This is a genomic window from Allobosea sp. UC22_33, from assembly GCF_042700715.1.
Classification (GTDB): Bacteria; Pseudomonadota; Alphaproteobacteria; order Rhizobiales; family Beijerinckiaceae; genus Allobosea.
In genome coordinates, this window is sequence record NZ_CP170556.1 from 1,035,831 (window position 1) to 1,049,262 (window position 13,432).

A 13,432-nucleotide genomic window follows, 5' to 3' on the forward strand; every position below is an offset into this window, starting at 1 on the left:
GGTCCACAACCGCTCCGGCTGCGAAAAGCATATGTCTTCTCGACAGGTCGCCACAATCGCGCCAGATTTCTCGCCCTAAGCGGTCCAGATTGGAAACTCTCCCTTATTCAATACGTTAGATAATGCCGCGACAGTCGCCTCAGCCCAGCACTGGTGCGGCCCTGCCAAGGATGCCGAATTGATCGCGATTTTTACTGTTCTGGGCTTGCTCCTGTTCGGCGGCGGCGCCTTCGCCATCTATGACGGCTGGCCTTATCTGGTGCTGGAGCGCGGCTTCACGGAAGTCATCATCGGTTCGATCGCGAACGCTGCCGGCCTGATCATGCTCTCGCTCGCCTGGATTCTTCGCGAGGTCCGCGCGACCCGGCGTATGCTGCTCGAGGCGATCGAACTTCGGGCGCAAGCGCCGCTTCCGGCTGCCCCGGTCGAGGAGGCGCCGTTCGTGGCGTCGCCCGGCCGGTCCGAAGGCCCGTCCTTCTCGCGCTCCGTGGCTCCGGCTGCGATCGGCGCGGTCGCGGGCGCTGCGGCCACGAGCGCCGTGGCGCAGGCCTTCGCGGCATCCGACGACGAGACCGCGCCGGCACCAGCCGAGGCGCCCGCTGCGTCCGGGGAGCGCGACTTGTTCGGCGCGCTGGTCGCGCAGAAGCTGCAGGAGCCCGAACCCGCCGCCGAAGACGCGGCCGAGGCGGCCGTAGAGCCCATGGCGGAAATCTCCGAGCCGCTCCCCGACATGTTCGAAGAAGCGCTGTCGGCGGGGCAGCCTCCGGAGCTTGCCGAGCCTCCCGTCGCGTTCGAGGCGGAGGAGCAAGAGCAAGAGCAGGAGCAAGAGCAAGAGCAAGAGCAGGAGCCGACAGAACTGGTCGCCATGAAGGTGCAGCCCCCCGTCGAGGAGGAAACCTTCGCCATGCATGACGCGCCGGAACCTCTCGACGAGGGGGCTGCGGACGAGCAGCCGGTGGAAGACGAACGATCGGCGGCCCCCGTCGAAGCGGTGGAGAGGATGGCTGCCGCCGAAGACGGGCTCGACGAGTTCAGCGCGCTGCGCGCCAGCCTGGCCGGCCATCTCAACGAACCGGAGCGTGGAACCGGCCGCATCGAGCCATCCTTCTCGCCGGAACCGGATCCTTTCGCCGCGGCAGAGTCCTGGATGGATCGTGCCTCGCCGCGCCGCGAACCCTGGCTCGAAACGCCGCCGGCCGAAGAGCCCGCACCGGTGGACGAGGCGGCTCCGCTCTGGCCGCCGCGAACCGAGGCCCCGGCCTTCCATGTATCGGCCGAGACCGCGGCTGTCGGCGCCGAAGCCGAGACGCATGCCGATCCGGCCGAGACGCCCGCCTATGAGGAACCGGCCGACGCGAGCGCGGAGGAACTGCCCGAGCCGGTCGTGGCCGACGAGCCGCAGGCCGAGGAAGCTTCGGCCGTTGCGGGCAGCCGTCCCGCCTCCGACGAGGGCATCGTCGGCGCCTATCAGGTCGGCGACGCGCATTTCACCATCTATGCCGATGGGTCGATCCGCGCCCGCACGCCCGATGGCGAGTACAGTTTCGCCTCGATGGACGAATTGAAGGTCTATCTCGCCAGCGAGAAGAGCCGGCTGGGCGTCTGATCAGGCGCCCGGCGGCATCGGCCCGAAAAGGGGAGCGCGGTTTTCGGGAAAGGCCGATGCAAGACCAAAGAGCAGGATCAACGGGCTGAATGCGATATTCAGTCCGTTGATCCTGCTCCATCCCAGCCTTCGCCCACCGTATGGATGGCGAAGGCATAGGCCAGCGCCGTCTCCTTCAGCGAGTCGAAGCGCCCGGCCGACCCGGCATGGCCGGCTTCCATATTGGTGTGCAGCAGAACCGGCCCGCCGCCGGTCATCGTCGCCCGCAGTCGCGCGACCCATTTCGCCGGTTCCCAATAGGTCACGCGCGGATCGGTCAGCCCGCCCATCGCGAGGATCGGCGGATAGGCCTGAGCCGTGACGTTGTCATAGGGCGAATAGCTGCGGATGGTCTCGAAAGCCTTCGCGTCGCGGATCGGATCGCCCCATTCCGGCCATTCCGGCGGCGTCAGCGGCAGGGTGTCGTCGAGGATCGTGTTGAGCACGTCGACGAAGGGAACCTCTGCGACGATGCCGGCGAAGAGCTCCGGCGCCATGTTGGCGACCGCCCCCATCAGCATGCCGCCGGCGCTGCCGCCTTCGGCGACGATGCGCCCGCGCCGGGTGAAACCGGCTTCGGTCAGCGCTCCGGCGGCGGCGATGAAATCGGTGAAGGTGTTGTGCTTGTTCCCGCGCTTGCCGTCGAGATACCAGCCCCAGCCCTTGTCGGTGCCGCCGCGCACATGGGCGATCGCATAGACGAAGCCGCGATCGACCAGGCTGAGCGGGCGCGTCCGGAACGAGGCCGACATCGCCGAGCCATAGGAGCCATAGCCGTAGAGCAGGCAGGGCGCGCTGCCGTCGAGCGCGAGATCGGCCCGGTGCAGGATTGAGATCGGCACGCGCGCACCGTCCGAGGCCGTGGCGAAGATTCGCCGCACCTGGTAGCCGGCAGGATCATGGCCGGAGGGCACCTCCTGCCGCTTCAGCAAGGTCCGCGCGCCGGTGGCGAGATCGTAATCATAGGTTTCGGCCGGTCGCGCCATCGAGGCATAGATGAAGCGCAGCGTATTCGTGTCGAATTCGTAGCCCGCATCCATGCCGAGCCCATAGGCCTCCTCGTCGAAGGCGATGCTGCTTTCGGAGCCGGTGGCAAGATCGCGGATGACGATGCGCGGCAGCCCGTCCTCGCGCTCCAGCCGGATCAGGCGCCCCTTCAGGCAGACATGGTCGAGGATCAGGCGCCCTCGCTTGTGCACGATCAGGTCGCGCCAGTTCGCCGGATCGGGCGCGTCGAGGGGGGCCGTGACGATCTTGAAGTCCTCGGCGCCCTCGGCATTGGTCAGGATCGCGAACACATTGCCGTGATGTTCCAGGCTGTACTGGCGCCCCGGTTCGCGTTCGGCGACGAGCACGAGCTGCGCCTCCGCACGGTCGAGATCGAGGATGCGCGTCTCCGACGTCTCGTGGTCGCCGATCGTGATCAGCAGGAAGCGGCCGGACTGGGTCTTGTCGATATCGACGAACATGCCGGCATCGGCCTCGTCATGCAGCAACTCGTCCGCCTCGGCAGGCGTGCCGAGGCGGTGGCGCTTCACGCGCGAGGGGCGATGGTCGTCATCGAGCGCGACGTAGAAGAAGGAGCGGGCATCGCTGGCCCAGATGATCTCGCCGGTCGTGTCCCTGACGAGATCGGGCAGGTCGTTGCCGCTCTCCAGGTCCTTGAGGTGGATCGTATGCAGCTCCGAACCGGCCTCGTCGGCACTCCAGGCGAGCAGGCGATGATCCGGGCTATGCGCGGCGTCGCTGAGATCGAAGAAATCCTTGTCGGCGGCGAGCGCGTCGGCATCGAGCATGATCTGCTCGCCCGCCCGGCCGCTCTTCCCCGCCATGTTGCGCGGCTTGCGGCAGATCAGCGGATGCTCGGCGCCCTTGCGATAGCGTGAATAGTACAGGAACGGCCCGTCAGGCTGCGGGACGCTGGAATCGTCTTCCTTGATGCGGCCGCGCATCTCCTTGACCAGGTCCTTCTGTAAGGCCCGTGTCGGCGCCATCAATGCCTTGCAATAGGCATTCTCGGCTTCGAGATAGCCGCGGATATCGGCCGGCAGGACGTCCGGCTCGCGCAGCACGTCCTTCCAGTTCGCGGCACGCAGCCAGCCATAGTCGTCGCGCAGCGTGACGCCGTGAACCACCGTTTCCGTCGTCCGAATCGCGGCCTGCGGCGGCAGGGGTGCAGGCTTGCGCCTGCGTGCTGCGGTGTTCGAGGAGCGAGGGTCCTGATCCAGGCGCATGGCGATCTCCGGCATTGGGAGCCGACAGGTAGAGGCGGCGGCAACAGCTTGCAAGACAGCGGGGCCTGCCGCGGCTTTGATTTTACCGTTCAGTGCATTGCAGCATCCCATTGATGAATTGTTGAGCTTTGCATGCATGAATTGTTGGGAATTGCTGACTTGCACGAATAAACAGTATCGACTAAACGCATATCCCGATCAGTCCGCGTTGTCCGATTCTGAGCCGATGGTGCTTGACCCACTATTGGCAATGTTGATCAGGCTATCGGATGCGAGGCGGTGGACGATCAGCGCAAAACGCTACCAAAAACGATAAGGAGAGACATCGCCATGGCCGATAACGAGGGGGCTGAATTCATTGAGCTGACGGCGGATATCGTTTCCGCCTATGTCTCTAACAATTCCGTGCCGGCGTCCGATCTGCCGGCTCTGATCAGCGAAGTCCACTCGGCGCTCAGCCGTGTGATCGGCGGCGCTGCGCCGGTGGTGCAGGTCGAGGCTCCCAAGCCTGCCATTCCCGTGAAGAAGTCGATCACGGCCGATTACCTGATCTGCCTTGAAGACGGGAAGAAGTTCAAGTCGCTGAAGCGCCACCTGCGCACGCAGTACAACATGTCGCCCGAGCAGTATCGCGAGAAGTGGGGCCTGCCGCCGGACTATCCGATGGTCGCTCCGAACTATGCCGAGGCGCGCTCGCAGCTTGCGAAGAAGATGGGCCTGGGCCAGCAGCGCCGCAAGCGCCGCTGAGAGACCGGTCCAGCGCGGAATGAACGCGCTGCCCTGAAGAAAAAGCCGCCGATGATCTCGGCGGCTTTTTTCTTGCGCGCAGGGCGGGACGGGCAGGGCGGGGATAAAGCCGGCTCCGGGCTTGCCAGTCAGGATATAAGAATATAATCCTATATGCGTCACGCCTCAATGGAGGGGCGTGCTGCTTCCATATAGGAACATATCATGAACATAACGAGCGGCCCATCGCAAGCGGCCCTGCGGGACGCCGCTGGCGCGCGGCTGGCGGAAGCCGCGATCGTCGCCGCGATCCGCATTCCGCTGACCGGCCTGCGCGCCGCGAGCCGGGGCCGGAAATCGATCGCGCTGGCCCGGCAGACGGCGATGTACCTGGCGCATGTCGCCTTCGGGCTGAGTCTCACCCGCGTCGGCATCTGCTTCGGCCGGGACCGCACCACCGTCCGCCACGCCTGCGCCCTGATCGAGGATCGCCGCGACGACCCCGCCCTCGAATTCGGCCTGGCTGCCCTCGAGGTCGCGCTTCTGGCCACGATGACGAGATTGCTCGAACAACCCGCGGAGATGCGCCAATGACCGTCGCGATCGCGCGCAACGAGGCCAGTCGCCTCCTGAACCATCTCGGCGTGTCCGGATGCTACGGCTTGGTTTCGCCCCTGGGCTGCGGCCGCATCGCGCTCTTCCGCACGGTCAACGGCACGAGCCTGGGGGCAGGCTATGTCTCGGCGGAAACGGTGCAGGCCCTCGAGACCGAAGGGCTCGTCTCTTGGTCGCAGGATGCGAAACCACCGCGGCTCGGGCTCGCTTCGCCCAGACCCGATGCGTCGGCTACCGAGAAGGCGCAATGCGGAGCCGGCGCTTTGCCTGCCCCCGCCATGGACGACCGCGAGAGCCCGCTGCTCTGGCTGTATCGCCGTCCGGGCAAGGATGGCAGGCCGCAGATCAGTGACGAGGAATTCGCGGCGGGCGAGCGCTTCCGCGCCGACGTCACCTTGGCAGGCATGCTGCCACGCGTGACGATGAACTGGGATGCGGCGCTCACCCCGCAACAGGCGGGAATCGGGCCGCGCGATGTTGCCGGTTCTTCCGATACCGCGCTCGCAGCGCGCCAGCGCGTCAGGCTGGCCTGCGATCGACTGGGGCCTGAGCTTTCAGGCCTCGCCATCGATATCTGCGGCTTTCTCAAGGGACTCGATCTTGTCGAGAAGGAGCGTCGCTGGCCGCCGCGTTCGGCCAAGGTCGTGCTGAGGGTCGCATTGGCCACGCTGGTGACGCATTACGGCCTGGACCGCCGCGTCCGGCAGCACGAGGTGCTGAGCTGGCAGGCGGCCGATGCCCGGCCGCGCGAATTCCCGGCGTCCGGGTGAAGGCGTTCAGGCCGCGGCGGCAGCCTGGGCGTCGCGCTTGATCCGGTCGATCATCGCGCGCACCCCGTTCGAGCGCTGCGGCGTAAGATGGGCGGCGAGGCCGAGGCGCTCATAGATGGCGAAGGCATCGGTCGCCAGGATCTCCGCCGCTTCCCGCCCGGAGAAGATCGCCAGCGCCAGCGCCACCAGCCCGCGCACGATATGGGCGTCGCTGTCGCCGACGAAGCGAAGCCGGGTCTTCGGCCCGCTGCCGCCCTCGCGATGAGCCACGAGCCAGACCTGGCTGGCGCAGCCGCGCACCTTGTTGGCGTCGCTATGATCCTCCTCCGGCAGGGGCTCGAGGCTCTTGCCGAGTTCGATGAGGTAGCGATAGCGATCGTCCCACTCGTCGAGCAGTTCGAAGTTCGCGACGATGTCGTCGAGGCTTGTCGTCATGTCCGGCCTCTTCCCGCGATTGCGGGGAGGCGTCAAGCGTTCAGCGTTGCGTGCTCTGCTTCCCGGCGGCCGCTGTGGCGGCGGCATGCAGGATGCGCTCGCGCAAGACCGGGTCCATCCCCGCCAGGATTTCCGCCGCCTCGCGCGCGGCCGTCAAGCTGCCTGCGATGCCGCGGCTTTCCGTGCGAACGGTCTCGGCCGCCTGCCGCACCGCCACAGGCAAGGCGTCATCGGCCGGCTTGCCGCCGTGCACGGGCGAATTCACGGCGATCAGGCCGATAATCGCGATCTTGCGCAGCAGATAGGCCATGTCGGTCTCCGTCGCCGGCGCCTCCGATGCGCCGCGAGAGCAACCTAGACCGGGATCTCGAAAAATCGCGTCATTTCGAACGCTCAAATGCGAGTCGAATGCCGCAGGTGATCTTCAGGTTCCGTTCACCTTGCCGCGAACATCGCCGGACACCGGAAAATCGATTCGATTTGAGATAACTACATGAAAAATCGTCGTAAAATTCAACGCGTCACTCTGGCGGGCTCTTTCGCTGCCTTTCGCCTTAAGCCCCGCTTAAACCGGCCATGGCGAGATGCAGTCAGCGGATGGGGGTATCCGCGAAAGTAAGGCGTTGCGTTCCGTATGGCGATTACAGCACTGAGGACACAGGCGGCGGCACTGGTGCATGCATCGGTGCAGTCGGACCCGGCGGAAAGGCAGCGTCACGAACGTTTCGTTCTGTCGCGTCTGCTCGTCGGCGGCGGCATGCTCGGCCTCGCCCCCGCCTATTTGGCTTGGCGCGGTGCGCCCGGCGCCTTCGAGGCCGCGATGATCGTCGCTGCCGCGCTCGCCGTCTTCTCCGTCGCGCTGGTCTCCCGTACCGGCCGCCTCGATGCGGCCCATGCGCTCTCCTCAGCGGCGCTCTCTCTCTTCATCGTCGCGCTGGCGGGCACGACCGGCGGCATCTCCTCGCCCCTGCTGCTCTGGCTGGCGGTCGTGCCGGTCGAGGCCGCACTGTTCGGTTCGCGTGGTTTCATGCTGCGGGCCGGCTGGATCGCGGTGGCTGCATTGTCCGCCGCCATCGGATTGCAGTGGCTCGGCCTGTTTGCCGAAGCCATGCCGTGGACTGGTGACGCCATGCCGTTCCTGGCGATGTCCGCTCTCGCTCAGGCGCTGGTCGTGACCGCCGTCCTGCTGCGCCGGCGCCATGCCGAGGAGCGCGAGCAGCGCATCTCCGACGCGCGCTCGCAGCTTCTGCTCGATCATGTCGGCGATCTCGTCACCTGGCACGATGCCGGTGGCGCCGTCGTCTTCGCCAATGCCGCGGCGCGCACGCTCGCCGGTGCCGATCCCCGCGAATTGCTCGGGCGCGGCCTGTTCGAGCGTGTTCATATCGCCGACCGGCCGCTCTTCCTGAAGGCGTTGAGCGATGCTGCCCATGGCGAGGAGGGCGTGACCGCCTGTTTCCGCACGCTCTTCGTGCCGCATGCGACTGCGGGCGAGAATCGCCTGCCGGTCTCGCTCTGGCTGGAGATGCAGGCCTGCCGCGTAGCAGGTGCGGCCGCTGCTGATGGCGCCGCCGTCGTCTGCGTGATGCGCGATGTGACCGAGCGCCGCGCCGCCGAGGAAACCCGCGAGCGCGGCCATGCAGAGGCGCTGCGCGCAAACGACATCAAGGGCCAGTTCCTGGCCACGGTGAGCCATGAACTGCGCACGCCGCTCAACGCGATCATCGGCTTTTCCGAGATGCTGAGCGCCGAGGACAATGGCTGGCTCGATGCGCAGAAGCGCCTCGAATACGCCCGCATCATCCATGCGTCCGGCCATCACCTGCTCGATGTCGTCAACACGCTGCTCGACATCTCGAAGATCGAGAGCGGCGCGATGACCATCGAGCGCGAGCCGCTCGATCTCGCCGCAATGGCGCAGGATTGCTGCGCGCTGATGGCGCTGCGGGCCGAGGCCGGCGGCATCGCGCTGGAGCGCGTGGCGGGCCCTTGCCTCCCGGCGATGGAAGGCGACCGGCGCGCGCTGAAGCAGGTCGTGCTCAACCTCTTGTCGAATGCGATCAAGTTCACGCCGGCCGGCGGGCGGGTGACGCTCGCCGTCGTGCGCGACGGCGACACGATCGACCTCTCCGTCTCCGATACCGGCATCGGCATCGCCGCTGCCGACCTGCCGCGGCTGGGCGATCCCTTCTTCCAGGCCAAGGGCGCCTATGACCGGACCCATGAGGGCACCGGCCTCGGCCTCTCCGTCGTGCGCGGGCTCGTCGGCCTGCATGGCGGCCGCCTCACCGTCGAGAGCGCGCCGGGCATCGGCACGCGCGTCTCCGTCCGTCTGCCGGTCGGTGGCACCGAGGGCGTCGAGCAGCCTGCCAAGATCGTGACTTTCGCCCGGGCTCCGCGCCGGGGCATCGATACCAAAGAACCTCTCCGCCTGACCGCCTGAAGACGAGCTGACGCAATGTCCGTGACCATGGCCGCCCGCGCCCATTCCGGTGCTTCCCTCTCCGCCCCGGTACGCCGTGCTCAAGCGGCGCGCCGCAAGAGCTGATGGCTCGGCCGGGTCGCCCGCGTCGCCGGGCAGCGGCCGGGCAGGGCGCTCGTCCTGCTGGCCTTCGGCATCGTCTCGCTCGCCATCGTCGCCAATGCGCTGATGTTCCAGAAGGCGCGCCATCCGGCTCCGATGCTCTCCGCTCCGGCGCCGGTCTCGCAACCGCGGGCCACGGCCGAGCGCCGCGCCGAGCCGGCGCCCGCGTCCGCTGTCGAGGCTCCTGCAGCTCAGCCGGTGCGCCCGCCGGCGCGCCCGAACGATCTCTCGCAGACGCCGCAGGCCCGCGAGGCACAGCCCCGGCCGCCCGCTTCCGTGCCCGCCGCGCCGCGTGCCGCCGCGCCGGCGGCTCCGGCGCCTCGCGCTGCCGCCGCTCCCGCTCCTGCGCGCGATCCGATTGCAGATCTCATCAATGGCGGCGATCTGCGTCCGCCGGCGGATATACGGTCCGCCGGACGTGCAGCGGCGGCGCCGCGCACCTGATACGCGGCGCCTGACATGGCGCGCCTGACCAGCGATTTCTGGGTTTCGGCCTATCTGCGGCAGGCGGGGCTCGAAGGTCTCGTCGCCGTGCTGCGTCGCCGCGGCGCGCGCGAGGCGGGCGCCATCTTCGTCAAGCTCGATCGGCTGGACGGCACGGCCGCACTCTACGGCCCGGCGCCGCAGGCGCTGGCCGAGGATGACGGCGAGCGTCGTTTCCAGCTCCTGCTCGATGCCGATCCGCTCGCGGTCGAGGACCGCGTGGATCGTGAACTGCGCTTCGACGGCGATCTCTGGCTCGTCGAGATCGAGAACCGGGCCGGCGACCCTCGACTTCTGCTCGTCGAGAGCTGACCCGGTCCAGTCAAGCGACGCGTATCAGCTGCGCTCGCGCTTCGCCCCGATCCTTCCCAGGACCTCCGAGAGGGCCGGCTGCGCTTCCGGCCGGGCGTTGCCGGCGCGCGACGGCGTGCCGCTCGGGTCCATCGCGGGTTGGTGCTGGCCCCGCCGCTGCGGCGCCGCGGCCGTCGCGCCGGCGATATGCATCGCCAGGCGGAAGGCGATGGCGGGCCTGACCGAGCGCATCAGCGCAACCACCGCGAAGATGCGCTCGACCGAATGGGCGGCATCGTCGCCAAGCCGGATCAGGAAGCGTGTCGCTTCCTCGACCGTGGTGCCGCACGCGGTCAGCGCAAGCGCGGCAAGGTCCCGCGACGCGTCGGCCGCCATGGCGCCTGCCAGCGCCGCGCCGCCGCCGAGATGGTCGGCGATGGCAATGAAGGCGGTCTCGCGGTCGTCGGCCGCAAGGTCGAGCCAGCCGGCGAAGACCGGGCCGGACAGGGCCGGGCGCCTTTCGCTGGGATGCAGCGCTTCGCGGGCCATCAGCGATTCGATGATCGCGAGGCGTCGCTCCGCACCGGCATGCAGGAAGAGCGGTGCGAGTTCGATGTTGGACAGGTCCGGGCGCGCGAGCAGGCCGGGTCGATAGGCCGGCTCCACCCGTGCCCGCGCGATCAGCGGGTCCACGGCCGCGCGTGGCATCGGAGCGCTGTGATTGGCGATCAGGGCGAGGTCGAGTTCGCGATTCGCGCCCGACACCAGCATGGTCACGGCCTGGGCGGTGAGGTCGCTGCGGACCGCCAGCGCCGCGCGCATCGCCTCGTCGCCCGTTTCGACGAAGCGTTCCAGGTCGCTCTGCGACAATTGCATGCCGTGTCGCACCAGCTCGGCCAGCACGGCACCTCCCTTCGCGGCGAGGCCGGTGAGGACCGGCGCGGGCGTATGCGACCAGCCGGCGAGCTTGCGCGCCAGGATCAGGGCCGTCGCCTCGTCGATGCCCGGCAGCAGCGCCTCGGCCATTTCGTTGAAGGCGGCGAGGTCGGCGGGCGAGGGGTGGGGCGTCGAGAGCAGCAGGTCCGCCTTGACCCGCAGCGAGATCGGGCTGAGGTCGAGCCCGCCTTCGCGCGCCAGGCGAGCGAGATCGGCGAGTTCCTTGGAAACGGATGCGGGCATGGCAAGCTCGGAGCGGGAAACCGAAGATTCGGCAGCATTAATCCCCGACCGTTAAGGCTGCGTTAACCATGTCCGGGCCTGATGGGCTTGCGGGGCCTGCGACCGGGTGCTGCCCGCACCTCGCCGATTCTCGCGTTGCAACTCTGGCGCTGGATAAGGAGGCGCATCATGGCCATCGTCATCCCCTTTGCGCCGCAGCGGCGCCCGCAGCAGGCATCGGCCTGCCCCCTTCCGCCGCGGACGGCGGAGATCCTGTTCTTCACCGGCGTGCGCTACGAGCGCGCGCCCGAGGCCCGGCCGCCGGCCGCGAAAGCCCCGACCAATGCCCGGCCGCGCAAGGTCGCAGCGCGCAAGAGCGATCGCAGGCAGCCTGCGTGACACGAGGGCCTGCCAAGCTGCCGCTCGTCTTGCTGGCGACGCTCTCCGTTTCGGCCTGCACCGCGACGACGGGCGATCTCGGCCGGCCGCGGCCGACGATCTGGTCGCAACTGATCGCGCCCGAGGCCGGCTACTGGTCCGCGACCTTCCGCGGCGAGGAGACATCCTATTTCCGCCTGACCGACGACGAGGAGCGGATGCGCGACCGCGCCTGGCGCTTCGTCATGCCGTCAAGCCCGAACAGTGTCTTCCAGGGCGAGGTCTCGAACCTTGCCCATACCCGCATCCTGCCGGTCGCGGCCCAATCGACCGATGTCTCCGATTATTTTCGCGGGCTGACCGGGATTTCCTTCGCCTCACAGGCCTCGCGCTACAACCGGCTGGCCGAGGATGCCAATGCCGACCGCCTGCTGATCGGCCCCTTCCGCGCCAATGCGGGACGGGTTGTGAGCATGGACCGGGTGCGCATGCGCACGGCCGAAGCCTCTCCCGATGTTCCCGCCGAGAAGCAGGCACCGGCGATGGCGCGCGTCGTCGAGAACGAGGGCCTGGTCTTCTGGGTCTGCGAGCGTGTCGATTTCCGCATCCGCAGCTACCGCCACGCGCTGGCCAATCTCGTGGTCGAGATGCCCTCGCGCGAAGCCGTGAAGGCCGAGCGCACGATCATGGCGCTGGAGATGGAGGCGCGGCCGCTCTGCCAGATGCAGCTCAACGGTGCCTTCGGCGAGGGCAAGCGCCCGGTCGTCTACAAGGGCTAGAAGCCTCGTCGTTTTCCGCGGAACCACGCCGTCATCCCGGGTCTCCGCTTCGCTCCATCCGGGATGACCAGCGTCTGAAAATTTAACTCGCTCGGCTCAGTTCGCCGCTCCGCAGGCGACGCCCGTGGCCAGCGCCTCCGCATCGGCCCGGTCGGAGGGCAGGCGCAGCAGCACGCGCGCCACGATCAGGCCCTGCTCGGCATCGGACACGACGCGCAACTCCCGGCTGGTCTCGCCTTCCTCGTCGGCGGCGATGCGCTCGTCGCGCTGGGCCTCGGTCATCACCAGGAACTCGAGCGTGCCGCGGATCGCGGCGCGATCCGTGATGGCGTAGAGAACGCCGCCGCCCTGCCGGTGCAGCGTCAAGCCGAGCGGCAACGTGCCCGTGCGGGCGACGACCCGCATCGGGCCGGCCGAGAGATCGTAGCTGCAGATCGCGGTGACGACATGGGGATCGGCCTCGCGCTGGGCAGGCAGACCGCGGGCATTGCCGGGGGAGGGGATCGCTTCGGCATGGCCTTCGGTGCCGAGTTCCCGGTAGGCATGGGCAGCGTCGCGCTGGGAGAGCGCCGGGATCGCCAGGATCGTGACGATATGGACGATGGCCGCGAGGATCAGTCCGGCGAGCGTCGTCATGACGAAGCGCGCGAAGCCGGCGCGCAGGCGTGGCTGCCAGCCGGCGAAGGGCGGGCTGCGTCGCCCTGGCGGATCGTGGCTGACGGCGCTCATCGGCAATCGACGCGCGCGATGCGCGGCAGGTTGGTCGCACGCGTCTCGCCGGTCTGGCTGGAGATCGGCGTATCGTAGAGCCGCAGGCGAATCTGGAAGCGCCCGCTTGCGGGCAGCGGCAGCCAGTTGCCGGCCTCGGGTGTGGACGAGGCAAGGATGGCGAGGCCGCCATCCTCGGGGCGGACGATCTCCGAATCGGTGAAGCCCGCACGCTCCAGAGGCAGGCGGAAGGGCAGCCCGTCGCCATCGGTGATGCCGATGGTCCAGCCGCGCGTCGTCGGCGTCGCGCCGGACAATCGGTAGCGGCAGCGCCCGTCCAGCGCCTGCCCGAGATCGTCACGCTCGGCGATCAGTTCCAATCCTTCGCCGGAACCAAGCGGCAGATGGACGCCGCGGGCGAGATAGGCTCGCATATAAGGATCGACCTCGCGGCTGCCGCTGCGCGGCCAGGCCGTCCAGGCGCCGACCTCGACCCGGCCGATAGGGGGGCGCCCGGCGATCGCCCAATGCGCGGAGCCCAGCCCGAGACCGGCCCCGAGGGCGAGGATATAGGCGAGGTCGAGAATCCGCACGCTGTCCCTCTGCACGGGGCATTCCGGTGCGGA

At 68.3% G+C, this 13,432-nt stretch carries 15 protein-coding genes; 8 read left to right on the top strand and 7 right to left on the bottom strand.

Annotation, left to right across the window (positions count from 1 at the left end; genetic code table 11):
- Positions 1-178 precede the first annotated feature (178 nt).
- On the top strand, positions 179-1,606 hold the full coding sequence (locus ACFJGT_RS04885; RefSeq protein ID WP_377846437.1) for a hypothetical protein: 1,428 nt from the start codon (positions 179-181) through the stop codon (positions 1,604-1,606).
- Positions 1,607-1,704: 98 nt separating this feature from the next.
- Here the strand turns inward: ACFJGT_RS04885 and ACFJGT_RS04890 are convergent, their stop codons facing one another.
- Positions 1,705-3,879: a S9 family peptidase gene (locus ACFJGT_RS04890; protein WP_377846439.1), complete on the bottom strand. Its 2,175-nt coding sequence runs from the start codon at positions 3,877-3,879 to the stop codon at positions 1,705-1,707.
- Positions 3,880-4,209: 330 nt separating this feature from the next.
- Here ACFJGT_RS04890 and ACFJGT_RS04895 point away from each other — a divergent pair, with 330 nt between their 5' ends.
- From ACFJGT_RS04895 to ACFJGT_RS04905, 3 genes are all read left to right on the top strand, one after another.
- Entirely contained in the window at positions 4,210-4,626 is a 417-nt protein-coding gene (locus tag ACFJGT_RS04895) for a MucR family transcriptional regulator (protein WP_377848925.1), read from the top strand.
- A gap of 204 nt (positions 4,627-4,830) precedes the next feature.
- On the top strand, positions 4,831-5,199 hold the full coding sequence (locus ACFJGT_RS04900; RefSeq protein WP_377846441.1) for a helix-turn-helix domain-containing protein: 369 nt from the start codon (positions 4,831-4,833) through the stop codon (positions 5,197-5,199).
- Positions 5,196-5,990 carry a DUF6456 domain-containing protein gene (locus tag ACFJGT_RS04905; protein WP_377846443.1) on the top strand — a complete coding sequence of 265 codons (795 nt, stop codon included), beginning with the start codon at positions 5,196-5,198 and terminating at the stop codon, positions 5,988-5,990. Before ACFJGT_RS04900 ends, ACFJGT_RS04905 begins: the two co-directional genes overlap by 4 nt.
- 6 nt (positions 5,991-5,996) lie before the next feature.
- Here ACFJGT_RS04905 and ACFJGT_RS04910 read toward each other — a convergent pair whose 3' ends face one another.
- Positions 5,997-6,425 (bottom strand): SufE family protein, encoded by a 429-nt coding sequence (locus ACFJGT_RS04910; RefSeq protein ID WP_377846445.1) that lies wholly within the window; start codon positions 6,423-6,425, stop codon positions 5,997-5,999.
- A 40-nt stretch (positions 6,426-6,465) separates the two neighbouring features.
- Positions 6,466-6,735 (bottom strand): hypothetical protein, encoded by a 270-nt coding sequence (locus ACFJGT_RS04915; RefSeq protein ID WP_377846447.1) that lies wholly within the window; start codon positions 6,733-6,735, stop codon positions 6,466-6,468.
- Between the two features lie 324 nt (positions 6,736-7,059).
- On the opposite strand from ACFJGT_RS04915, the gene ACFJGT_RS04920 reads away from it, so the two are divergent.
- On the top strand, positions 7,060-8,868 hold the full coding sequence (locus tag ACFJGT_RS04920) for an ATP-binding protein (protein WP_377846449.1): 1,809 nt from the start codon (positions 7,060-7,062) through the stop codon (positions 8,866-8,868).
- Positions 8,869-8,948: 80 nt separating this feature from the next.
- Here the strand turns inward: ACFJGT_RS04920 and ACFJGT_RS04925 are convergent, their stop codons facing one another.
- Positions 8,949-9,146: a hypothetical protein gene (locus tag ACFJGT_RS04925; protein WP_377846451.1), complete on the bottom strand. Its 198-nt coding sequence runs from the start codon at positions 9,144-9,146 to the stop codon at positions 8,949-8,951.
- Between the two features lie 322 nt (positions 9,147-9,468).
- On the opposite strand from ACFJGT_RS04925, the gene ACFJGT_RS04930 reads away from it, so the two are divergent.
- Positions 9,469-9,804 carry a DUF1491 family protein gene (locus ACFJGT_RS04930; protein ID WP_377846453.1) on the top strand — a complete coding sequence of 112 codons (336 nt, stop codon included), beginning with the start codon at positions 9,469-9,471 and terminating at the stop codon, positions 9,802-9,804.
- Positions 9,805-9,828: 24 nt separating this feature from the next.
- Here the strand turns inward: ACFJGT_RS04930 and ACFJGT_RS04935 are convergent, their stop codons facing one another.
- Positions 9,829-10,962: a DUF2336 domain-containing protein gene (locus tag ACFJGT_RS04935; RefSeq protein WP_377846455.1), complete on the bottom strand. Its 1,134-nt coding sequence runs from the start codon at positions 10,960-10,962 to the stop codon at positions 9,829-9,831.
- Positions 10,963-11,130: 168 nt separating this feature from the next.
- On the opposite strand from ACFJGT_RS04935, the gene ACFJGT_RS04940 reads away from it, so the two are divergent.
- Together ACFJGT_RS04940 and ACFJGT_RS04945 are read left to right on the top strand one after the other, a co-directional pair.
- Entirely contained in the window at positions 11,131-11,340 is a 210-nt protein-coding gene (locus ACFJGT_RS04940; RefSeq protein WP_377846457.1) for a hypothetical protein, read from the top strand.
- The gene (locus ACFJGT_RS04945; RefSeq protein ID WP_377846459.1) at positions 11,337-12,098 is read left to right on the top strand and encodes a hypothetical protein; all 762 of its coding nucleotides are present in this window, start codon (positions 11,337-11,339) and stop codon (positions 12,096-12,098) included. Before ACFJGT_RS04940 ends, ACFJGT_RS04945 begins: the two co-directional genes overlap by 4 nt.
- Before the next feature lie 96 nt (positions 12,099-12,194).
- Here ACFJGT_RS04945 and ACFJGT_RS04950 read toward each other — a convergent pair whose 3' ends face one another.
- Both ACFJGT_RS04950 and ACFJGT_RS04955 read right to left on the bottom strand, forming a co-directional pair.
- Entirely contained in the window at positions 12,195-12,827 is a 633-nt protein-coding gene (locus tag ACFJGT_RS04950) for a hypothetical protein (protein WP_377846461.1), read from the bottom strand.
- Positions 12,824-13,414 (bottom strand): DUF1214 domain-containing protein, encoded by a 591-nt coding sequence (locus tag ACFJGT_RS04955; RefSeq protein ID WP_377846463.1) that lies wholly within the window; start codon positions 13,412-13,414, stop codon positions 12,824-12,826. The genes ACFJGT_RS04950 and ACFJGT_RS04955 overlap by 4 nt, the downstream gene beginning before the upstream one ends.
- Between the last annotated feature and the right edge of the window lie 18 nt (positions 13,415-13,432).